Below are 23,926 nucleotides of genomic sequence, written 5' to 3' on the forward strand. Positions count from 1 at the left end.
TGTGCTCTTCAAGAAACCGCGGCCGCGTTTCGTTTTTATTGGACCTTTAGTGGACCGGTGAGAAGGGCGTCATCATGGACGGCATCCCCACGACCGACGAGAACGCGGGAGAAGACGGGCGTGCGGAAGGCGGAACAAGACCGTCCTCGGCCGGCCGGCTCCGCGCCAGGCCGGATGAGCGCGGTCCGCTCTCTTTCGGCCAGCAGCGGCTCTGGTTCCTCGACCGCTGGCTCGGGGACAACGCCGTCTACAACATTCCGGTCGTTCTTCGCTTCACCGGCCCCTTGGACGCCGCCCGCCTGACGGTCGCCCTCACTACGGCCGCGGCCGGTCATGACGCCCTGTACACCGTCTTCGAGGCGGACGGGAACGGGGAGCCGCGCCAGCGGCTGCTGGACACCCGTGAGACGGACTGCCCGCTCGTCGACCTCACCGGCCTCGCCCCCGCCGACCGCGTCCACAGCGCACGGGAGGCCGTCGAGGCGGATGCCCGCAGGCCGTTCGACCTGGCCCGGGATCCAATGCTGCGTGCGTCGCTGTACCGGCTGTCCGAAGACGAACACTGGTTGCAGCTGACCTTCCACCACATCGCCTGCGACGGCTGGTCCCTCGATGTGTTCCAGCGCCGGCTGAACGAGGCGTATCGTGCCGGCGGCGGGTCGGTCGAGCCCCTGCCGGTCCAGTACGCCGACTACGCGTTGTGGCAGCGCGAGACGCTGCGTGGTCCTCGAACGGAGAAGGCCCTGGCGGCCTGGACGGACGCGCTGGCCGATGCTCCGGCCGTGCTGGACCTCGGCACGGACCGCCCCCGTCCGGCTGAGATGAGTTATCGGGGCGAGACGACGGACTTCCCGCTCACCGGAGTGTCCTCGGCGGCGCTGGAGGCGTTCGCCGCCGAGGAGAACGTCAGTCTGTACACGGTGATGCTCGCCGCCTTCCAGGTGCTCGCCGCGCGCCACTCGGGGAGCAGCGATGTCGTTGTCGGTTCGCCGGTGGCGGGCCGGGACAACGCCAAGCTCAACGATCTGGTCGGCTTCTTCGTCGACACGCTCGTCCTCCGAGTGGACCTGGGGGACGACCCCGGCTTCCGGGAGCTCGTGGCCCGCTCCCGCGCGTCGCTGCTGAGCGCGCTCTCCCGCAGCAGGGCCCCGTTCGATCTCGCCGTGAAGCAACTGCACCCCGAACGGTCACTGAGTCACAACCCGATTGTGCAGACGCTTTTCGCCTTCCATGAGGAGGAGCCGCTGGAGCCCTTCGGTGAGGGGCTGAGCGTCGAACGTTCCATGGTGGCCACGGGGACCGCGAAGTTCGACCTCACCTGGTCGGTGTACCGGCGCCCGGGCGGGCTCCGTCTCCAGGTCGAGTACGCGACGGACCTGTTCGACGCCGACACCATCCGCACTCTGGTGGACCACTGGCAGATCCTGCTCGGTCAGATCCTCGCCACGCCCGATCTTCCGGTGAGCCGGCTGCCGCTCATGGCGCCTGCCGAGCGGCAGTCGGTGGAGTCGTGGGCGGGTGACGGCGGAGAACTCCCGGTCGGCGCGATCCACGAACTGGTGACACGCCGGGCGCTGGAGACCCCCGACGCCGTGGCCGTCGTCTGCGACGACAACACCCTCACCTACGCCGAACTCGTCACCCGCGCCGCCCGGATCGCCACACTGCTGATCAAACACGGCGTGGGACCCGAGGTCTGCGTCGGCGTCTGCGTCGAACGATCCCTCGACACCGTGATCACCACACTCGCCGTCCTCATGGCCCACGGCATCTACGTCCCCCTGGACACCGCCTTCCCCACCGACCGCATGCACCACATGCTCACCGAAGTCGGCGCCACCCTCGTCCTGACCCACCAACCCACCCACGACACCATCCCCCACGGCCCCTGGCACACCCTGAACATCGACACCCTCCAGGCCGCCACCACCACGCCGGACCTCGACCACACCCTCGCCCACCTCCCCCAGCACCTCGACCCCGACCACGCCTGCTACATCATCTTCACCTCGGGATCCACCGGACGCCCCAAAGGCACCACCGTCACCCACGCCAACGTCACCCGCCTCTTCAACGCCGTCCGACAACGCCTCCCGTTCGGCCCCGACGACACCTGGAGCCTCTTCCACAGCTACGCCTTCGATGTGTCGGTCATGGAGATGTGGGGCGCCCTCACCACCGGCGGACGCCTCGTCGTCGTCCCCTACCTCACCAGCCGGGACTCGGAGGCGTTCTACGCACTCGTACGCGACCGGTCGGTCACAATGCTCAGCCAAACCCCTTCCGCCTTCCGCCAGTTCGAGACGGTCGATGCGGTGGAGGGTGGGGAACTGGCTCTGCGGGCTGTGCTGTTCGCAGGCGAGGCGCTGAACCGGGCGTCGGTGCGACGCTGGGGCGCCCGTCACGGTTACGCCTCGCCGCTCCTCGTCAACCTGTACGGCATCACCGAGACCACCGTGCACGTGACGTACACCGAGGTGGACGAGGGGCAGCTCGACGGTACGTTCAGCCGGATCGGCAGGGCGCTGCCCGATCTCCGTCTCTACGTCCTGGATCCGTCGGGCGATCCGAGTCCGATCGGTGTCGTCGGGGAGCTCTACGTCGGTGGGCCCGGCGTGACACGTTGCTACACAGGTCAACCGGCCCTCACCGCACAGCGTTTCGTGCCGGACCATCTCGGTCGTACGCCGGGAGCCCGGCTCTACCGCAGCGGGGACCTGGCGCGCTGGAAACCCTCCGGCGACCTGGAGTACCTGGGCCGGGCCGACGCCCAGGTGAAGGTGCGCGGATACCGCATCGAGCTGCCGGAGATCGAGGCCCGACTGGGCCGGCAGCCCGAGATCCGGCAGGCCGTCGTGGTCGTCCGGGACGATCTCGGCGGCCACACCGACCTCGTCGCCTACCTCGTGCCGGAGCCGGACGCCGACCGGCCCACCACCAGTGAACTCCGCGGCGCCCTCGCCGGCCACCTCCCCGACTACATGATCCCGAGGAACTTCGTCTTCCTCGATGCCCTCCCGCTCACTCCGCAGGGCAAGCTCAACCACCGGGCTTTGCCCGCTCCGACGACCGAACGCCCGGAACTGGCAGCCGAGTTCATCGCTCCGCTGCCGGGGATGGAGGAGCTGCTCGCGGGGATCTGGAGCAACGTTCTCGGCGTCGACCGCATCGGCCGCCACGACAACTTCTTCGACCTCGGCGGCGACTCCATCCGCAGCATCCAGGTGCTGGGACTGGCTCGTACCCAAGGGGTCGGTTTCGAGCTGCAGGACCTCTTCCGCACGCCCACCCCGGCGGGGCTGGCCGAGGCCGCCTGCGCCCATTCGCCATCCGAAGCTCCGCAGCGCGACCGTGAGCCGTTCTCCATGGTGAGCGCCGAGGACAGGGCGCGGCTGCCGCAGGGCCTCGTGGACGCCTATCCGATGGCGGAACTCCAGGTCGGCATGATCTACGAGATGGAGCTGGACCGTGAACGGCTGCCGTACCACAACGTGGACAGCATGCGCATCAACGGCCGGTTCGACGAGCGCAGCTTCAAGGAGGCGCTCCGCCTGGTCGTGGAACGCCACCCGATTCTCCGCACGTCCCTGGAGCTGAGCGGCTACAGCGAGCCGCTCCAGCTGGTGCATGCCACGGCGGAGATGCCGTGCGTGGTGTCCGATCTGCGCGCACTCGACGACGAGGCGCAACAATCGGAGATCGCCGCATACGTGACCTTCGAACGCTCCCATGTGTTCGACCACTCCCGGCCACCGTTGCTGCGGTTCGGCATCCACCGGCTCTCCGACGATGCGTTCCAGTGGACGGTGACCGAGCACCACGCCATTTTCGACGGCTGGAGCCTTCACTCCACGCTCGCCGAGATCACTGGCCTCTACCACCGGCTCGCGGCCGGTGCGGGCACGGTCGTCGCCCTGGACCCGCCCGAGTCCGCGTACCGCGACTTCATCGCGGCGGAACGGGAGGTGCTGCGCTCGAAGGAGAGCGAGGCGTTCTGGCTGGAGCGGCTCACCGACCGGCCCACGGGCCGGCTCCCACGCTGGCCGGACCGGCACGACGCCCGGCTGGCCACGCCCGAGCGCGAGAACGAGTGGCGGGTGCTGCACACGGCCGAGAAGCACGGCTCGATCGAGACGCTGTTACCGGCGGAGCTGTGCGACGAACTGCTGGCGCTGGCCAAGCGTTGTGGGGTGCCGCTGAAGTCCGTGCTGCTGGCAGCACATTTGCGGGTCATGAGTCTGGTCACCGGAAGCACGGACGTGCTGGCCGGGCTGTCGTCCAACGGACGGCTGGAGGAGGCCGGGGCGACCGAGGTGCGGGGACTCTTCCTGAACACCGTCCCGTTCCGGCTGGACCTGCCCGACGGCAGTTGGCTGGACCTCGTACGCGCGGTGTTCGAGGCCGAGCAGGACATGCTGCCCCACCGCAGATACCCGCTGGGGGCGTTGCAGCGTCGTACGGGTGGCGAGGCCCTGTTCGAGACCAGCTTCGTCTACAACCACTTCCACGTGCTCACCGACGAGTTCGGTGAGGGTCGTCTGACGATCGTGGACGGGAAGATCGACAGCTTCAGCACGCTGCGTGCCGAGCCGACCAACTTCCCGCTGAGTGTCGGCGTGATCCGCAATCCGTACTCCACACGGCTGCTCCTGAGTCTCGACTACCACCTCGGTGTTCTGGTCGAGGACCAGGTGGCGTTGATGCGGGACTACTACGTGCGGGTGCTGGAGTCGATGGTCTCCGAACCGGACACCGCGTCCGGGGACGTCGTCCTGCTGGGAGACACCGAGCGGGAGCTGCTGGAGTCGTGGGCGGGTGACGGCGAAGAACTCCCGGTCGGCGCGATCCACGAACTGGTGACACGCCGGGCGCTGGAGACCCCCGACGCCGTGGCCGTCGTCTGCGACGACAACACCCTCACCTACGCCGAACTCGTCACCCGCGCCGCCCGGATCGCCACACTGCTGATCAAACACGGCGTGGGACCCGAGGTCTGCGTCGGAGTCTGCGTCGAACGATCCCTCGACACCGTGATCACCACACTCGCCATCCTCATGGCCCACGGCATCTACGTCCCCCTCGACACCGCCTTCCCCACCGACCGCATGCACCACATGCTCACCGAAGTCGGCGCCACCCTCGTCCTGACCCACCAACCCACCCACGACACCATCCCCCACGGCCCCTGGCACACCCTGAACATCCACACCCTCCAGACCGCCACCACCACGCCGGACCTCGACACCCTCGCCCACCTCCCCCAACACCTCGACCCCGACCACGCCTGCTACATCATCTTCACCTCGGGATCCACCGGACACCCCAAAGGCACCACCGTCACCCACGCCAACGTCACCCGCCTCTTCAACGCCGTCCAACAACGCCTCCCGTTCGGCCCCGACGACACCTGGACCCTCTTCCACAGCTACGCCTTCGACTTCTCCGTCTGGGAAATGTGGGGCGCCCTCACCACCGGCGGACGCCTCGTCGTCGTCCCCTACCTCACCAGCCGCGACGCAGACGCCTTCTACACCCTCGTCCACGACCACGCCATCACCCTCCTCAGCCAAACACCATCAGCCTTCCGCCAATTCGAAGCAACCGACCACACCCACAACCACGACCTCGCCCTACGCGCCATCGTCTTCGGCGGCGAAACACTCGACACACCCTCCGTACGCCGCTGGACAAACCGCCACGGCTGCACCACACCCCGCCTCATCAACATGTACGGCATCACCGAAACCACCGTCCACGTCACCACCAACGAAATCGACGAAAACCAACTGAACAACAACGCCACCAGAATCGGACGCGCCCTCCCGGACCTCCGACTCCGGATCATGGATCAGCACGGCCATCCCGCGCCGATCGGTGTCATCGGCGAACTGTACGTATCAGGGGCGGGGCTGGCGCGCGGGTACGACGCACGGCCGGCCCTCACGGCTGAGCGTTTTGTCCCCGATCACCTGGGACGGACGCCGGGAGCCCGGCTCTACCGCAGTGGGGACCTCGCCCGCTGGACACCCTCCGGCGACCTGGAATACCTGGGCCGGGCCGACGCCCAGGTCAAGATCCGCGGATACCGCATCGAACTCGGTGAGATCGAGGCCCAGTTGGCCCGGGTGGCCCATCTGCGTGAGGCCGTTGTCCTTCCGTATCAGGAGGCGAACGGCCGTACGGATCTGGTCGCCTATCTCGTGCCGGAACCGGGCACCGACCGGCCCACCACCAGCGAACTCCGCGACACCCTCGCCGGCCACCTCCCCGACTACATGATCCCGCGGAACTTCGTCCTCCTCGACGCCCTCCCCCTCACCCCGCAGGGAAAGCTCGACCGACGCTCCCTGCCCGCCCCCACCACCGAACGCCCCGCCCTCGAAACAGAGTTCACCCCGCCCCTCCCCGGAACCGAAGAAGCCCTCGCCACCATCTGGGCCGACATCCTCGGCGTCGACCGCATCGGGCGCCACGACAACTTCTTCGAACTCGGCGGCGACTCCATCCGCAGCATCCAGATACTCGGCCGAGCCCGCGACAACGGACTCACCTTCCACCTCCAAGACCTCTTCCACCACCCCACACTCGCCGACCTCGCCACCACCACAACACAACCCACCACCACACCACCCACCACCCAGCCCTTCTCCCTCATCACACCCCACGACCGCAACCACCTCCCCCACCACCTCGACGACGCCTACCCCATGGCCGAACTCCAAATCGGCATGGTCTACGAAATGCAACGCGACCCCGACCGCAACCCCTATCTGAATGTGACGTCGCTGCATCTTCCGGGCCGGTTCGAGCAGGAAGCCTTCCGTGCGGCAGTGTCCAGGGTGGTGGAGCGGCATCCTGTGCTGCGTACCTCTTTCGACCTCAGTGGTCTGTCCGTACCGATGCAATTGGTACACGCGGAAGTCGAGATGCCTCTCGGCCTGGTGGATCTGCGCGGGCTGAGCGACGCCCGGCAGCGGTGCGAGCTGGCCGATTATGTCCGGGGGGAGCGGACGACGGGGTTCGATCCGGCGGCGGCGCCGTTGTTCCGGATGACGGTCCATGTGCTGTCCGACGACGCCTTCCAGTGGACCGTCACCGACCACCACGCCATCCTCGACGGCTGGAGCCTCGCCTCCACCCTCGCCGAAATCATCGACACCTACCACACCCTCCTCGACGGCAGCACTCCATCACTCCCGCCCCTCCGCTCCACCTACCGCGACTACATCGCAGCCGAACAAAACGCACTCACCACCCCCGAACACACCACCTACTGGCACAACCTCCTCACCGACCGCCCCGACACCCGCCTCCCCCGCCACGGCGGCAACGGCGACTCCCTGCTCATCGGGGAACGGCTCGACGACGAGGTGCATGAGCACGACGGCACCGGCGGGTACGGAGCGCTGGTCACCGTCGTGCCGCCGGATCTCCTGTCGGCGCTGGAGGACAGTGCCGCCCGGATCGGCGTGCCGTTCAAGGCCGTCGTCCTGGCCGCCCACGTGCGGGTTCTGAGCCTGGTCACGGGCAGCGCGGATGTCGTCACAGGGCTGTCGTCCAACGGGCGGCTGGAGGAGACCGACGGCACCGAGGTGCGGGGGCTCTTCCTCAATTCGCTGCCTTTCCGGCTGCGGCTGCCGGACGGCAGCTGGGCGGATCTGGCGCGCGCCGTGTTCGATGCCGAACGGGAGATGCTGCCGCACCGCAGGTACCCCATGCCGGCGCTGCAACGTGCACTGGGCGGCGACCCCCTGTTCGAGACCGGCTTCGTCTACAACCACTTCCGCCATGTGGACGAGCTGGCCGAGGGGGGCCGGGCCTCGGTCTCCGGACCGCACGACGAGACGGCCGCCGGTGTCGCCCGGACCAGCTTCCCCCTGCATGTGGCCATGAGCCGCGAACCCGGCCTGGCCGGAATGCGGATGGAGCTGGAGTACGACGCCAGGGAGTTCCCCGCGGAGCAGATGCGTCTGATCCGCGACTACCACCTGCGGGCGCTGCGGGCGATCGCCGAGAATCCGGACGCCGCCCACCGAGCGGCCGTCCTGCTCGGCGAGGCCGAGCGGGCCCTGCTGGAGCGCTGGAACGACAATGCCGCCGCTGTCCCGTCCACACCCGTCCACGAGCTGGTCGAGGCGCGGGCGGCGGCGCATCCCCACCGCGTCGCCGTGGTCACCGGGGAGCGGTCCCTGACGTACGGCGAGCTCGATGCGCGTGCCGACCGGCTGGCCCATCATCTGCGCCGGCTGGGCGTCGGCCCCGAGGTCTTCGTCGGGGTCGGCCTGGACCGTTCGCCCGAACTGGTCGTCGGGCTCCTGGCCGTGCTCAAGGCCGGAGGTGCCTACGTACCGCTGGATGTCTCCTTCCCTGCGGCCCGGCTCGCGCACATGCTCCGGGAGGCGGACGTGCGGGTGGTTCTGGCCGGGGCGAGTACTACGGAGCTGGTTCCGCAGGGGCCGTGGGAGACGGTCGACGTGGACACCGTCGTTCTGCCCGAGGAGGCGCGGTGCGGCCGGGTCCCGGAGGCCGGCGCCGGGCCGGACAACGCCTGCTACGCCATCTTCACCTCCGGTTCCACAGGGCGGCCGAAGGGCGTGGTGACCCGGCACCGCAACGTGACCGAGCTGCTGCACGGCGGCCCCGCGATGGAGCTGAGGGAGGACGACACCGTTCTCCAGATCGCGACGGTCGCCTTCGATGTCTCCACCTTCGAGATATGGGCGCCGCTGGCGGCGGGGGCCCGGCTCGTGCTCGCTCCACCGGGACGGTACGCCCCGGCCGATGTGGCGGGCTGGGTGACGGATCACGACGTGACGGTCCTCCACGCCACCGCCTCGCTGTTCACCCTGCTCGCGGACGAGCAGCCACAGACGTTCGACGGACTGCGCCGACTGCTCACCGGCAGTGAGACGGTTTCCGCACCGCACGCAGGCCGGATCCTCGCCCGTTGCCCTGAACTTGAGCTGATCAACTGCTGGGGGCCGACGGAGACCACCACGTTCTCCGTCTGCGGCATCTTCACTGCGGACTCGCTCCCGGCCGGCCCTCTGCCGCTCGGCACACCGCTGGCCAACACCGAGGTCCGGGTGCTGGACGAGGCCGGCCATCCCGTGCCCGTGGGCAGCCCGGGGGAGCTGTACGTGGCCGGGCCGTGCCTCGCACGCGGCTATCTCGGCAGACCCGCGCTGACCGCCGAGCGCTTCCTGCCGCATCCCTCCGTGCCGGGTGCTCGGCTGTACCGCACGGGTGACCGGGGGCGCTGGTCGGCCGAGGGCCGGGTGGAGTTCCTCGGCCGGGTCGACCACATGGTCAAGATTCGCGGCTACCGGGTGGAGCCCGGCGAGGTGAGCGCGGCGATCGGCGCTCATCCGCGCGTTCGCCAGTGTGTCGTGACAGCGCCGCGGGACGCGTCGGGCCGGGCCGATCTGGTGGCGTACGTGGTGTGCGACGCCCCGGCGCCCCTTGTGTCCGAACTGCGTTCGGCGCTGCGGGATACGCTGCCCGAGTACATGCTGCCGAAGGCCTTCGTGTTCCTCGACGCGTTCCCGCTGACGGCCCAGGGCAAGGTGGACCGGGGCAGACTCCCCGCACCGTCCGGGGACCGCCCGGAGCTGTCGTCCCAGTACGTGGCGCCGCTGCCCGGGGTGGAGGAACGGCTGGCGGTGATCTGGCGTCAGGTCCTCGGGGTGGACAGGATCGGCCGGCACGACAACTTCTTCGACCTGGGCGGCGACTCGATCCGCAGCATTCAGGTGATCGGACGGGCCCGGGAGGAGGGTCTGCTGCTCACGCTGCCCGTACTGTTCCGGTCCCCGACACTCTCCGCGCTGGGCACCGAGGTGACTTCGGTGACGGCGGACCTGCTCCCCCCGCCGACGGCGGAGCCGTTCGCCCTGCTGTCGGCGAAGGACCGGCAGGCGCTGCCGGAGGGGCTGGTGGACGCCTATCCGATGGCGGCACTCCAGGTCGGCATGGTCTACGAGATGGAGATCGACCCAAACCGCAACCCGTACCACAACGTCAGCACGGTGCGGCTCGGCGAGCGGTTCGAGGAGGACGCCTTCCGGCGGGCCGTCGAGCTGACGGTGGGCCGCCACGATGTCCTGCGTACCTCGTTCGACCTGAGCGGATACAGCGAGCCGGTGCAACTCGTGCACGAGCGGGTCGAGTCGCCGCTGACCGTCGTCGATCTGCGGGGTCAGGACGATGGTGCGCAACGGGCGGCGGTGGCGGAGTGCGTCCGTAGCGAACAGGACGAGGGCTTCTCGGTGGCGGCGGCGCCGTTGTTCCGGATGACGGTCCATGTGCTGTCCGACGACGCCTTCCAGTGGACCGTCACCGACCACCACGCCATCCTCGACGGCTGGAGCCTCGCCTCCACCCTCGCCGAAATCACCGACACCTACCACACCCTCCTCGACGGCAGCACTCCATCACTCCCGCCCCTCCGCTCCACCTACCGCGACTACATCGCAGCCGAACAAAACGCACTCACCACCCCCGAACACACCACCTACTGGCACAACCTCCTCACCGACCGCCCCGACACCCGCCTCCCCCGCCACACCACTGCTCTTCCCGACGGGCTCGCGGGGCTGTGCAGCGCGGGCGAGGTGCACCGCAACGACGCGGAGCGCCGGCACGGGGAACTGATCACGCCCTTGCCGGTCGGTCTGGGCGATGGTCTCGACCGGTTCGCCCGGCGTTGTGGGGTGCCGCTGAAGTCCGTGCTGCTGGCAGCGCATCTGCGGGTGATGAGCCTCGCCACCGGCAGCCGGGACGTCGTCACGGGGCTGTCGTCCAACGGACGGCTGGAGGAGACCGACGGCACCGAGGTGCGAGGGCTCTTCCTCAACACGCTGCCGTTCCGGCTGGAGCTGCCGGACGGCAGTTGGCGGGACCTCGCGCGCGCGGTGTTCGAGGCCGAGCAGGACATGCTGCGCCATCGCAGGTACCCGATGTCCGCGATCCAGCGCGAACTGGGCGGGGAACCGCTCTTCGAGACCGGCTTCGTGTACAACCATTTCCGCCAGATCGACGCACTCGCCGGTGGGGCGGACACGAACGACGATCGAGCCCGTGCGACCGGAGGCGGGCGGACCCACTTCCCGTTGCTGGTGGCCGTCAGCCAAGAGCCCGGGCACCCGGGGCTGAGCCTGGAGATGGAGTACGACAGCGGCGAACTTACTCCCGTCCAGGTGTCGTTGATGCGCGACTCGTATGTGCGGGTGCTGGATTCGATGGTCTCCGAACCGGACACCGCGTCCGGGGACGTCGTCCTGCTGGGAGACACCGAGCGGGAGCTGCTGGAGTCGTGGGCGGGTGACGGCGAAGAACTCCCGGTCGGCGCGATCCACGAACTGGTGACACGCCGGGCGCTGGAGACCCCCGACGCCGTGGCCGTCGTCTGCGACGACAACACCCTCACCTACGCCGAACTCGTCACCCGCGCCGCCCGGATCGCCACACTGCTGATCAAACACGGCGTGGGACCCGAGGTCTGCGTCGGCGTCTGCGTCGAACGATCCCTCGACACCGTGATCACCACACTCGCCATCCTCATGGCCCACGGCATCTACGTCCCCCTCGACACCGCCTTCCCCACCGACCGCATGCACCACATGCTCACCGAAGTCGGCGCCACCCTCGTCCTGACCCACCAACCCACCCACGACACCATCCCCCACGGCCCCTGGCACACCCTGAACATCCACACCCTCCAGACCGCCACCACCACGCCGGACCTCGACACCCTCGCCCACCTCCCCCAGCACCTCGACCCCGACCACGCCTGCTACATCATCTTCACCTCGGGATCCACCGGACGCCCCAAAGGCACCACCGTCACCCACGCCAACGTCACCCGCCTCTTCAACGCCGTCCGACAACGCCTCCCGTTCGGCCCCGACGACACCTGGACCCTCTTCCACAGCTACGCCTTCGACTTCTCCGTCTGGGAAATGTGGGGCGCCCTCACCACCGGCGGACGCCTCGTCGTCGTCCCCTACCTCACCAGCCGCGACGCAGACGCCTTCTACACCCTTGTCCACGACCACGCCATCACCCTCCTCAGCCAAACACCATCAGCCTTCCGCCAATTCGAAGCAACCGACCGCACCCACAACCACGACCTCGCCCTACGCGCCATCGTCTTCGGCGGCGAAACACTCGACACACCCTCCGTACGCCGCTGGACAAACCGCCACGGCTGCACCACACCCCGCCTCATCAACATGTACGGCATCACCGAAACCACCGTCCACGTCACCACCAACGAAATCGACGAAAACCAACTGAACAACAACGCCACCAGAATCGGACGCGCCCTCCCGGACCTCCGACTCCATGTCCTCGACCTGTACGGGAACCCCACCCCGATCGGAGTGGTCGGGGAACTCCACATCGGCGGCGCGGGCCTGGCGCGTGGCTACACCGGTCAACCCGCTCTCACCGCACAACGATTCGTACCGGATCACCTGACGCCGGCCCCCGGTGCCCGCCTCTACCGCAGTGGCGACCTCGCCCGCTGGACGGCCGACGGCGAACTGGAGTACCTGGGCCGGGCCGACGCCCAGGTCAAGATCCGCGGATACCGCATCGAACTGGGAGAGATCGAGGACCAGTTGGCCCGGCTCGATGCGGTCCTGCAGGCCGTTGTCGTCGTCCGGGACGATCTCGAGGGCCGTGCGGATCTGGTCGCCTATCTCGTACCGGAACCGGGCACCGACCGGCCCACCACCAGCGAACTCCGCGATACCCTCGCCGGCCACCTCCCCGACTACATGATCCCGAGGAACTTCGTCCTCCTCGATACCCTCCCGCTCACTCCGCAGGGCAAGCTAAACCACCGGGCATTGCCCGCTCCGACGAACGAACGCCCCGAACTGGCAGCCGAGTTCATCGCTCCGCTGCCCGGGACGGAGGAACTGCTCGCAGCGATCTGGAGCAACGTTCTCGGCGTCGACCGCATCGGCCGCCACGACAACTTCTTCGAACTCGGCGGCGACTCCATCCGCAGCATCCAGATACTCGGCCGAGCCCGCGACAACGGACTCACCTTCCACCTCCAAGACCTCTTCCACCACCCCACACTCGCCGACCTCGCCACCACCACAACCACCACACAACCCACCACCACACCACCCACCACCCAGCCCTTCTCCCTCATCACACCCCACGACCGCAACCACCTCCCCCACCACCTCGACGACGCCTACCCCATGGCCGAACTCCAAATCGGCATGGTCTACGAAATGCAACGCGACCCCGACCGCAACCCCTATCTGAACGTCGAGAACCTTCCGGTCGCCGGTCCGTTCGACGCTCCGGTCTTCCGGCGGGCTCTCGCGCTGGTGGTGAAGCGGCATCCCATTCTGCGTACGTCATTGGCGCTGACCGGGTACAGCAAGCCGCTCCAACTGGTGCACACGGACGTCGATGTGCAGCTGACGGTGCTGGATCTGCGGGGTCTCGGGGACGACGCGCAGCGCACGGCTCTGCGGGAGTGCGTCCGTACCGAGCGCGCGAAGGTGTTCGACATCGGCGCGGCGCCGTTGTTCCGGATGACGGTCCATGTGCTGTCCGACGACGCCTTCCAGTGGACCGTCACCGACCACCACGCCATCCTCGACGGCTGGAGCCTCGCCTCCACCCTCGCCGAAATCATCGACACCTACCACACCCTCCTCGACGGCAGCACTGCATCGCTCCCGCCCCTCCGCTCCACCTACCGCGACTACATCGCAGCCGAACAAAACGCACTCACCACCCCCGAACACACCACCTACTGGCACAACCTCCTCACCGACCGCCCCGACACCCGCCTCCCGCGCGATTCGGCCGAGCTGTCCGACGAGCCGGGCTACCGCAGCGTCACCACGCATCTGCCCCCGCAGCTCCTCACCGCGCTGGAGCACGGTGCCGCGCAAACCGGTGTTCCACTCAAGGCAGTGCTGCTGGCCGCCCATCTGCGTGCGTTGAGCCTGGCGACGGGGAGCCCGGATGTCATCACCGGGCTGACGGCCAACGGGCGGCTGGAGGAGACCGACGGGGCCGAGGTGCGGGGGCTCTTCCTCAACACCGTGCCGTTCAGGCTCCTTCTGCCGGAGGGCAGTTGGGCCGATCTGGCGCGCGCCGTGTTCGACGCCGAGCGCGAGATGCTGCCGCACCGCAGGTATCCGATGGCCGCGCTCCGGCGCGAACTGGGTGGTGCACCGCTCTTCGAGGTCAACTTCACCTACAACAACTTTCCGCAGTTCGGTGCGCTCGCCGAGGCGGGTGCGCTGGCCAAGGAGGGACCGGGCAGTGACGTCCCGGGCGCTGCCCCGACGAGCTTCCCGTTCAGCGTCACGCTCAGCCGGGAATCGGTGCTCGGCGGGATGTGGCTGGAGCTGGAGTACGACACGGCGGAGCTGTCGGACGGCCAGGTCGCCCGGCTGCGCGACTACCATCTGCGGGCACTGGAAGCGGTGGCGGCGGACATCGGAGCGGACGCGCACGGGGCGCCGTTGCTGAGCGAGGCCGAGCAGGCGCTGCTCGACATGCTGAACTACACGACGGACGCCCGGGCGGCCGGCAGGGTTCCGGTGCACGAGCTGCTGCGGCGGCAGGCCGCCCGTACCCCGGACTCGCTCGCGATCGAGGACGGCGAGACACGGATCAGCTTCGCCCGGCTGGATGCGGACAGCGATCGCCTCGCCCGGCGGCTGCGTCGGGACGGGGTACGTCACGGCGATCTCGTCGGCATCTTCCTGCGGCCCGGATCGGCCGCGCTGACCACCTTCTGGGCAGTGTGGAAGGCAGGGGCCGCGTTCGTCCCGCTCGATCCCGGGCTGCCGCAACACCGCCTGCGCTCGATGCTGGATCAGGCCCGGCCCGTCGTGCTGATCACCGACGACCCGCAGGCCGCCCCGAACGGTCACCGGCTGTTCGATCTTTCGGCCGTCACGCACGAGGCAGGGCAGGAGGAGACCGGTAAGCGGTCCGGGGACGGCCCGGACAGTGCCGCGCTGCCGTCCGTGAGCTCCCGCGACCTGGCCTACGTGATGTTCACGTCCGGCACCACCGGTGGCCCCAAGGGCGTCATGATCGAGCACGGCAGCCTCGCCGCCTATGCGGTGGGGACGCCGCTGGGGCGCACTCGCTCGCTGGGTGCTGAGAGGCCGCTGCGGGTGGTGACCGGCACGTCGGCGTACATCTCCGACTTCCTGCTGGCGCAGGTTCTCCTGGTGCTCGACGGTCACACGCTGTGTGTGCTGAGCGAGGAGCAGCGGCGGGACCCCGGGCACCTCGTCGCCCGCGCACACGATCGCGAGCGGGCCGTGGATGTCATCGACACGACCACTGCCCAGCTTCAACTCCTGGTTGAGCAAGGGCTGTTGGACGCACCGTGGCCGCCCGAGCTGCTCGTCTTCGGCGGCGAGGCGTGCCCGCCCGATCTGTGGGCGGCGCTGGGCAGGAGGTCCGGCGTGCGGGCGTTCAACAGTTACGGGCCGGCGGAGGCGACGGTCGAGGCGACCATCGCACGGGTGACGGGTGACGGCGGGCCAGTCATCGGCCGGCCCTGCGCCAACACCCGGATCCATCTCCTGGACGCCGCAGGGCGTGAAGTGCCGCCCGGCACCGCGGGTGAGATCTGCGTCGGCGGCGCCGGGGTGGGCCGGGGCTACCTCGGCCGGCCCGGGGTCACGGCCGAGCGTTTCGTGCCGGACCCCTGGGGCCCGGCGGGGAGCCGTCTCTACCGTACGGGTGACGTCGGCCGTCTCACGGGCTCCGGCGATCTGGAGTTCCTAGGGCGGGTGGATCACCAGCTGAAGGTGCTCGGCGAGCGTGTCGAGCCGGAGGAGGTCGAGGCGGTGCTGCGCGCCCATCCGGGCGTGGCCGGCGCGATCGTCGGCCGCCATCCGGACCACGAGGGGCTGCTGGCGAACGTCGTAGCGGCCCAGGGCGGTGCCCCGGACCAGCGGGAACTGCGACGGCATGCCGCCTCCCGGCTTTCGTCGGCAGCGGTTCCGGCGCACTTCGTCGTGGTCGACGCGTTGCCGCTCACCCCGGCCGGAAAGCTGGACCGTGGCGCCCTGCTGACCGGCGGCCCCGGCTCGGGTCCCGACGGAACCGAAACTTCTGAAGGAATCGGGGGTCCGGGCGAACCGGGCCGTGGCGCGGCGGAGTCGGCGTTCTCCCGGACGGAGCGGCGCGTCGCCGAGGTGTGGCACAAGCTCCTCGGCCTTCGTGCCGACCGGCAGGACGACTTCTTCGCGATCGGCGGGCACAGTCTGCTGGCCGTACGGCTCGCGGGTGAGCTGGGCGCCGCGTTCGGCACCACGGTTCCCCTGCCGCAGCTGTACAGCACTCCCACACTGGCGGGCCAGGCGGCGTACCTCGACGACGCCCGGCACGAGCGGGAGGGCAGGGGCCGAAGCAGCGGCCCGCGCAGCGTCATCGGCCTCGGCGGCTCTCCCGGGCTCCAGCCGCTGGTGCTGGTGCATCCGCTCGGCGGCACGCTCTTCTGTTACCGGGATCTGACGGCCCGGGTCTCGGGGTCCTTCGAGGTCCTGGGGGTCCAAGGGGACCTGATGGGCGGCGGGGACACGGCGGACTTCGCCTCGCTGGCATCGGGTTACGCCCGCGAACTGGCGCCCCTGCTCCGGGGGCGGCGGCCCGTGATCGCGGGCTGGTCGGCGGGCGGTGTGCTGGCACACGAGGTCGCCTCACGGCTGGCGGACCGGGGCATCGTGGCCGATCGTGTCGTCATCATCGACGCCGCTCCCCGACAGGGGCCGGACACGGCGGCGGACGCGGCGGCGCTGGAGCGGCTGCGTAGCGATGTGGCACGGCTGGGACCGCGCCGGCTCCTGGCGGAGCACGCCGTCGACGACGTGCTGCGGCTGCTCGGCGTGGACGCGGAGGCGCTGGCCGAGCTGAACGGGCCCGTCACCGCGTCACTCATGGAGTTCTGGCAGGGGATGCTGTCCGGCCTGGCCGGGCACCGGCCCTCCCCCTACCCGGGCCCCGTGCACCTCGTGGTGTCCCGCCGGGGTGAGGAGGCGGCCGTCCGTGCCGCGATCAGCGGGTGGGAGCGGTTCGCCGGGACGCTGCGTGTCTCGTACGCCGACGGCGACCACTACCAGCTCATGCGGGAGCCCTGGATCGGGGACGTGGCCGCGGTATTCGCCGGCCCGGACGATCCGACAGATCAGACCGACGGGGGCGTGTCCGGCCGGTCCTGATGCGCCGTACACATCCGAATCCGGCTGGACCCTTTCGAAAGGAATTCGACGTGCTGGTGCTCGGTGTCAGCGGACTCGACCGATCGTTGTCCGTCAAGAAGAACATGCTGCCCGGTCTGGACTGGCGGGAACAGCGTGTGGTGCAGGGCCTCGACTCGGCCGCGGCCCTGGTCGGGGAGCAGGGTGTGATCGCCGCCTCGGCGCAGGAGCGGCACGACGGGGTGAAGGGCACGGGCGCGTTCCCCGTCGACGCGGTCGAGGCGTGCCTGCGGATGGCAGGAGTGACCCTGGACGACGTCGACTTCGTCGCGCACGGCTTCCGGTACGAGCCGTCCGTCGCGTTCGAGCGCGACGAGTTCGCCCGGCGCTGGTACCGCGAGGTGTACAGCGAGGACGTGCAGTACGAGGTGTTGCGCACGCACTATCCGGACCAGGACTGGGAGCGCAAGCTCGTCCGGGTGGGCCACCATGTCGCCCATGCCGCCAGCAGCTACTACCTGAGCGGGTTCCCCGACGCGACGGTACTGGTGGCCGACGGTATGGGCGAGGCCGAGTCCACGTCGGTCCTGCGGGGCAGCGGTGACGCGTTGCACGGTGTGCGCAGCTACTCCATATCCGCGTCGCTGGGCATCCTCTACAGCGTCGTCACCCAGTACCTGGGTTTCCTGCCGGGGATGGACGAGTACAAGGTGATGGGCCTGGCGCCCTACGGGGACGCGAGCCGGTACGCGAATGTGGCGGACGAGCTGGTGCGCAGGGCTCCGGGCGGACGGCTGCTGGCCCCCGTCCTGGCGCACGACAAGTCGCCGACGGAGCGCGAGACGCACCGGGGGGCCATCCGGCGGCTGGAGGAGCTGTTCGGTCCGGCCCGGCATCCGGAGGCGTCGCTCGACCAGCGGCACATGGATGTCGCGGCGACCGTCCAGCGCAAGCTGGAGGAGAGCCTCCTGTACGTCCTGCGTGAGACGGCCGATAGTGCGGGCGGCTCCCGCAATCTGTGCATGGCGGGTGGTGTCGCGCTGAACTGCACGGCCAACGGAGTGATCGCCCGCAGCGGTCTGTTCGACCGGGTGTTCGTGCAACCGGCGTCGGGGGACGACGGTACGGCCCTCGGCGCGGCTCTGTGGCAGCTCCAGCAGCACGTACCGGCGCCGCCGGCCCCGATGACGATGCCGTACTGGGGCGAGGAGTTCGACGACGCGGACATCGAGGCGCAGCTGCGTGGACTGGGTGCCGGATTCACCGTACGGAAGCCGGCCGAGGACGAGCTGCTGGCCGAGGTGTCGTCGTTGATCGGCGCGGGGAAGGTCGTCGCCTGGTTCCAGGGGCGGATGGAGTTCGGCCCGCGTGCGCTGGGCAACCGGAGCATCCTCGCGGACCCGGCGTCGCCCGGCATGCGTGCCCATCTGAACACCGTGGTGAAGCAGCGTGAGGAGTTCCGGCCGTTCGCGCCGGCCGTCCTGGCGGAGGAGGCGACCACCTACTTCGAGATCGAGCCGGGGCAGGAGTCGATGTACCGTCACATGCTGTTCGTGGCGCCGGTGCGGCCCGAGTACCGCGACAAGCTGCCGTCGATCACACATGTCGACGGCTCGGCGCGGGTGCAGACCGTCGACCGGGAGAGCGCGCCGAGGTTCTGGCGCCTGATCCGCCGGGTCGGTGACGACCGGGGCATCCCGATGGTGGTCAACACCTCGTTCAATCTGCGCGGCCAGCCGATCGTGCGGACGCCGGACGTCGCGGTCGCCACGTTCGCCCGCTCGACGCTGGACGCGCTGGCGATCGGCGACTGGCTGGTGACCCGCGACCAGCCGTCGGCCGCCGGGACCGCAGGTGCGACCGATGAGTGAGCGGCCCGCCCCCGCCGGGGCACGTTCCGTGGCGGAGCTCCGTGAGGCCGTCGCCGCGATCTGGCGCAACGCCCTCGGCCTGGACGACGTCCGCGACGACTGCAACTTCTTCGACGAGGGCGGCGACTCCGTCCTCTCCGTGGAAGTGGCGATCTCGCTGCGCGAACTCACCGGCCAGGAGCTCGAACTGGACATCCTCTACGAGTACCCGGAGTTCGGCGCACTGTCGGCGGCGTTGACCGCAGGCCCCGATGGGGGAGGGCCGGAAACGAGGGAGCTGACCGCCGCCGAGGAACGGCTGTGGACCGCCGAACAGCTCCACCCGGGGAGCGCCGTCTACCATCTCGCCGTCCGTTACCGCTTTCCCGGCGGTCTCGACGTCATCAGGCTGCGCGCCGCGCTCGACACGCTGGCGGCCCGGCACGAGGCGCTGCGGCGCGGCTTCGTGAAGCCCTCGCTCTCACTGACCGCGCGGAAGGCCTCCGTGGCCTGCCGGTGGGTGGACGCGCGGGGCGTGTCGGACGAGAGTGTGCGCGAACTCGTCGACACCGAGGTGCGCACACCGTTCGACCTGGGCCGGCCTCCGCTGTTGCGGGCCCTTGTCGTGGACCGGGGTGACGCGGGCAGTGAACTGGTCCTGACCGTGCACCACTTGGTGTGTGACGGGGTCTCGCTGGACCTCCTCGAAACACAGCTCCAGCAGCTCTACGAGGACGGCTCTGGCGCAGAGGGCACGGAGTGGGAGCGGGCGTCCACCGGCGGGCAGGCCGTGTCCGTACGGCCGCGGGATGCCGGGGCGGCGCTGGACCACTGGCGGACGATGCTCGCCGGCTGCCCGGGGGCGCTGTCCCTGCCGCACGATCTGGCCCGTCCGGCGCGGCCCGGGGTCGCAGGCGCCGCCCATCGCATCCTGCTCACGGACGAGCAGGTGTCGACGATCCTGTCGTCGGCCGAGGAGGAACGGCTCAGTCCGTTCATGGCGTGGGTGGCCGCCTATGTGACCGGCCTGATCGCGGTGACGGGCGACCGGGATCTGATGCTCGCCGTGCCGGCCTCGTCGCGGGGTCCCGCCCAGGCGGGCGAGGTCGGCATGTTCGTCGATACGCTGCCGCTGCGGTTCACCGTCCGGCCCGGGGCCACGGCCCGTGACGTGGTCCGGTTGGTGCGTCGTGTCGTGACCGGTGCCCTGGCCCATCAGCAGGTGCCGTTCCAGAGGCTCGTCGAGGAGGTGCGGTCCGGCTCCGACCGTTCGCGGGCCCCGCTGACTCAGACCGCCCTCACCTACATGGACACCACACGGTGCGGGCTGCGGTGGGACGGTCACAGCGCCGAGCGTGAGCAGATCGGCACGGGCACCGCGAAGTACGAGGTGCTGTGGCTGGTCACGCGGACCGGTCGCGGAACGGTCTGCGAACTGGAGTACTCCACGGACCTGTTCACCGACGAGGCGGCGGCCGCCCTGCACCGACGCATGGTGGCGGCCGTCGGCGAGGCCTTCGCACGGCCGGACGCCCCTCTGCCGGAGTACCGTACGGACGCGCTCGACGTGTTCGTACCGATCCACGAAAGGGTGCACCGCCGGGCCGTGGAGCACCCCGGCGCGGTGGCGGTGCGACACGGGCGCACGACGCTGACGTACGGGGAGCTGGACCGGCGGGCGAGCGTTGTGGCCGCCGGGCTCCGGACGGCCGGGATCGCCCGCGGCGCGGTGGTGGCCGTGCCCATGGAGCGTGGCATCGCGTCGGTCACCACGTGCCTCGGCATCCTCTACGCGGGCGCCGCCTATCTGCCGGTGGACATCGCTCAGCCGGCCGAGCGCACCCGGCACATCGTGCGGACCGCGGCGACGGCGGCCGTCGTCACGGACGACGCCGCGGCCGAACTGCTCGCAGAGGTGGTGCCCGCCCACCTGCTGGAGAAGCTGCTCGTCACCGACGAGGCCCCGGTGGCCCCGGCGGCGGTGACCGGCGCCGATGTGGCCTACGTGATCTGCACCTCGGGCTCGACGGGCCGTCCCAAGGCGGTGGTGGTGCCGCACCGTGCCGTCGTACGGCTGGTGCCAGATGCGGACTTCGTGACGTTCGGCCCCGCCGACCGGGTCGCGCATGTGTCCAATCCCGCCTTCGACGCGGCGACGCTGGAGATCTGGGGAGCGCTGGCCGGCGGCGGCACCCTCGTCGTCGCGGACCGGGACGTCCTGCTGTCGCCGCGGCGGATGCGTTCCTTCCTCACCGACGAGCGCATCTCCGTCATGTTCCTCACCGTGACGCTCCTCAACCAGATGGTGGACTTCGCGCCCGACGCCTTCCGGGATCTGCGGGTGCTGCTCTTCGGCGGTGAGAAACACGATGCACGCAGGCTGGGGAAGCTGTTCGCAGCCGCCCCGCCCGCCGCCGTGGTGAACGGCTACGGACCCACCGAGAACACCACGTTCAGCACCACGCACCGAGTGACCGCCGAGGATCTCGCCGAGGGCGTGGTCCCCCTCGGCCGCCCGCTCCCGCGCAGCACGGCGTACGTCCTCGACGCATCCGGGCAGCGGGTCGGGGAAGGCGGGACCGGGGAACTGTACGTGGGCGGCGAGGGGCTCGCCCACGGCTACCTCGACGCCGCCGCGCAGACCGCCGCTGCCTTCGTCCCCGACCCGTTCGCCGGGCGTCCCGGGCAGCGGCTCTACCGCACGGGCGACCAGGTACGGGTCCTGCCCGGTGAGCGGTACGAGTACGTGGGGCGGCTCGACGACCAGGTGAAGGTGCGCGGCCACCGTGTCGAACTCGCCGAGATCGAGGCGGCGGTACGGAGGCAGAACGGGGTGGCCGACGCCGTCGTGCACGCACGTCCGACGGACGACGGCATCGAGATCATCGCCTTCGTGGCACCGGACACCGCCGGGGACGGACCGGAGGTGGCCCCGGACGTCACCGCGCTCGGGGACGGACTGCGCAGCGAACTGCCGCAGTACATGCTTCCGACGGTGATCGTCGTCGACCGCATCCCCGTCACCGCCAATGGGAAAGCGGACCGCGAGGCACTCCTGTCGGCGTCGGACGGGGCCGGGGCCGGTGGTTGCGCTCCTGCGGAATCCGCCGATCCGTCTCAGGACGGCGACCCGGTCGACGGCACGGTCACCGCGCTCTGGCAGGAGGTGCTCGGCACCGGGAGCGCCCGGCCGGAGGACAACTTCCTGAACGCGGGCGGACATTCCATCAAGGCCATGCGGCTGCTGGCCCTCCTCGGCGAGGAGCTGGACGTCACGATCGATCTGGTCGACTTCTTCGAGAACCCCACCCTGCGCGGGCTCACCACCCTCGTACGGCAGGAGCTGACGGGAGGCGGGCTGTGAGCGCCGCTCCTTCTCTGGGCCGCTTCCTGCACTGGGCGCAGATCCAGCCGGACGCCGTGGCGATCGTCGACGAGAGCGGCGAACTGAGCTACGCGGCACTGGAGTCCGCCGCCCGCGCCCGCGCGGCCAGGCTGTCGGCTGACGGGGTGCGCCCCGGTACGCGGGTCGCCGTGGAGTGCGGGTACGGCACCGACTATGTGGTCGCCCTGCTGGCGACCTGGCTGCTGGACGCGGTGGCGGTGCCGCTCGATCCGGCCGCGCCGGCCGAGCGCCGCCGCCACCAGGTCCGACAGGCGGGCTGCGAGGCGGCCGTTCCCTTTCCGTACGCCGACGGCATCGTCCGCGCCGCCGTCGCCGACGTGGTCTCCGGGCGGGCGACCGGGACCACCGGCCCGCCGGACGCGGGCGAGCCTGCCGCGTACATCCTGTTCACCTCGGGCTCGACCGGGCTCCCCAAGGGGGTGGAGATCGAGCACACCGGGCTGCTCACCATGCTGGACCACTTCTCCGGCGCCATGGGGCTGGGGCCGGGCGACCGGATGCTCGCGCACAGCAGCATCGTCTTCGACATGTCGGTGCCGGAGATGCTGGTGCCGCTGACGAGCGGTGGCACGATCGCCGTCGCTCCGTCGCGGTGTGCGCGAAACCCGGAGTTCTTCGCGAAATGGCTGCTCGCCCAGGAGCCCGGCGCCGCGTACGCCACACCCAGTCAGCTGCGGCTGCTGCTTCCCTTCCTGGCCGGTGAGCGGGCCTTCACCCACCTGGTCAGCGCCGGGGAGGCGCTGCCCGCCGCGCTGGCCGAGGAGTTGGACGGGGCCGTCGCTACCTTGTGGAACGGGTACGGCCCCACCGAGACGACCGTCTGCGGCCTGTGCACCGAGGTCCGTGCCCCCTACCGGGACCCGCTTCCGATAGGCGTACCGATCACCGGCCTGCGCGCCCAGGTGCTGGACGGGGCGCGGCAGCCCGTTCCCGAGGGCGAGGTCGGTGAACTCTGCCTCTACGGGGTCGGCGTGGCGCGCGGTTACGTCGGTGAGCCGGGCCTCACCGCCCGGTCCTTCACCACCGGCCCCGACGGCTCCCGTGCCTATCTGACCGGCGACATGGTGCGGATCGGTGCCGACGGGCAGTACTTCTTCCACGGCCGGATCGACGACCAGGTGAAGATCCGGGGACACCGCGTCGAGCTGGGCGAGATCGAGTCGGTCGCCGAGCGCACCCCAGGCGTCTCGCAGGCGGTCGCCCTGCTCACCGAAGCGCTGCGTGGGCGGGCCGAGTTGCATCTCGCCGTGGTGTGCCGGGCCGAGGACGGCGGACCCGTCGGCCCGGCGGCCGCCGAGGCCGCGCTGCGCGAACGCCTGCGGCGGGACCTGCCGGTCCACATGCGGCCGGGACGCCTGTTGTTCTTCGACGAACTGCCGCGCAACACCTCGGGGAAGACCGACCGCAACGGGGTGCGGCGAATCATCGAGGAGCGCCTGAGACGTCCCTGAGCAAGGCACACG

General features: G+C 70.0%; 4 protein-coding genes. All 4 read left to right on the forward strand.

The window, feature by feature from the left end; all coding sequences use genetic code 11:
* Positions 1-74: 74 nt before the first annotated feature.
* Genes NRF20_RS04150 through NRF20_RS04165 form a run of 4 tightly spaced genes read left to right on the forward strand, consistent with a single transcriptional unit; the run spans position 75 to position 23,914 of the window.
* Positions 75-17,228, forward strand: coding sequence for an amino acid adenylation domain-containing protein (locus tag NRF20_RS04150; RefSeq protein WP_413752025.1), 17,154 nt, complete (start codon positions 75-77; stop codon positions 17,226-17,228).
* Positions 17,229-17,278: 50 nt separating this feature from the next.
* A complete protein-coding gene (locus NRF20_RS04155) occupies positions 17,279-19,078 on the forward strand; it encodes a carbamoyltransferase (RefSeq protein ID WP_398631644.1) in 1,800 nt (599 codons plus the stop codon).
* Complete coding sequence (locus tag NRF20_RS04160) at positions 19,071-22,421, forward strand: amino acid adenylation domain-containing protein (RefSeq protein WP_413752028.1); 3,351 nt, start codon at positions 19,071-19,073, stop codon at positions 22,419-22,421. Before NRF20_RS04155 ends, NRF20_RS04160 begins: the two co-directional genes overlap by 8 nt.
* Positions 22,418-23,914 carry an amino acid adenylation domain-containing protein gene (locus NRF20_RS04165; protein ID WP_398631642.1) on the forward strand — a complete coding sequence of 499 codons (1,497 nt, stop codon included), beginning with the start codon at positions 22,418-22,420 and terminating at the stop codon, positions 23,912-23,914. The genes NRF20_RS04160 and NRF20_RS04165 overlap by 4 nt, the downstream gene beginning before the upstream one ends.
* The last annotated feature ends 12 nt before the right edge of the window (positions 23,915-23,926 follow it).

Origin of the sequence: Streptomyces sp. R-74717, from assembly GCF_047305335.1 — a bacterium.
Classification (GTDB): domain Bacteria; phylum Actinomycetota; class Actinomycetes; order Streptomycetales; family Streptomycetaceae; genus Streptomyces; species Streptomyces atratus.

Excerpts from the sequence above, each read along its gene's own strand:
- NRF20_RS04150 (WP_413752025.1), top strand. The coding sequence starts at position 75 with ATGGACGGCATCCCCACGACCGACGAGAACGCGGGAGAAGACGGGCGT.
- NRF20_RS04160 (WP_413752028.1), top strand. The coding sequence starts at position 19,071 with ATGAGTGAGCGGCCCGCCCCCGCCGGGGCACGTTCCGTGGCGGAGCTC.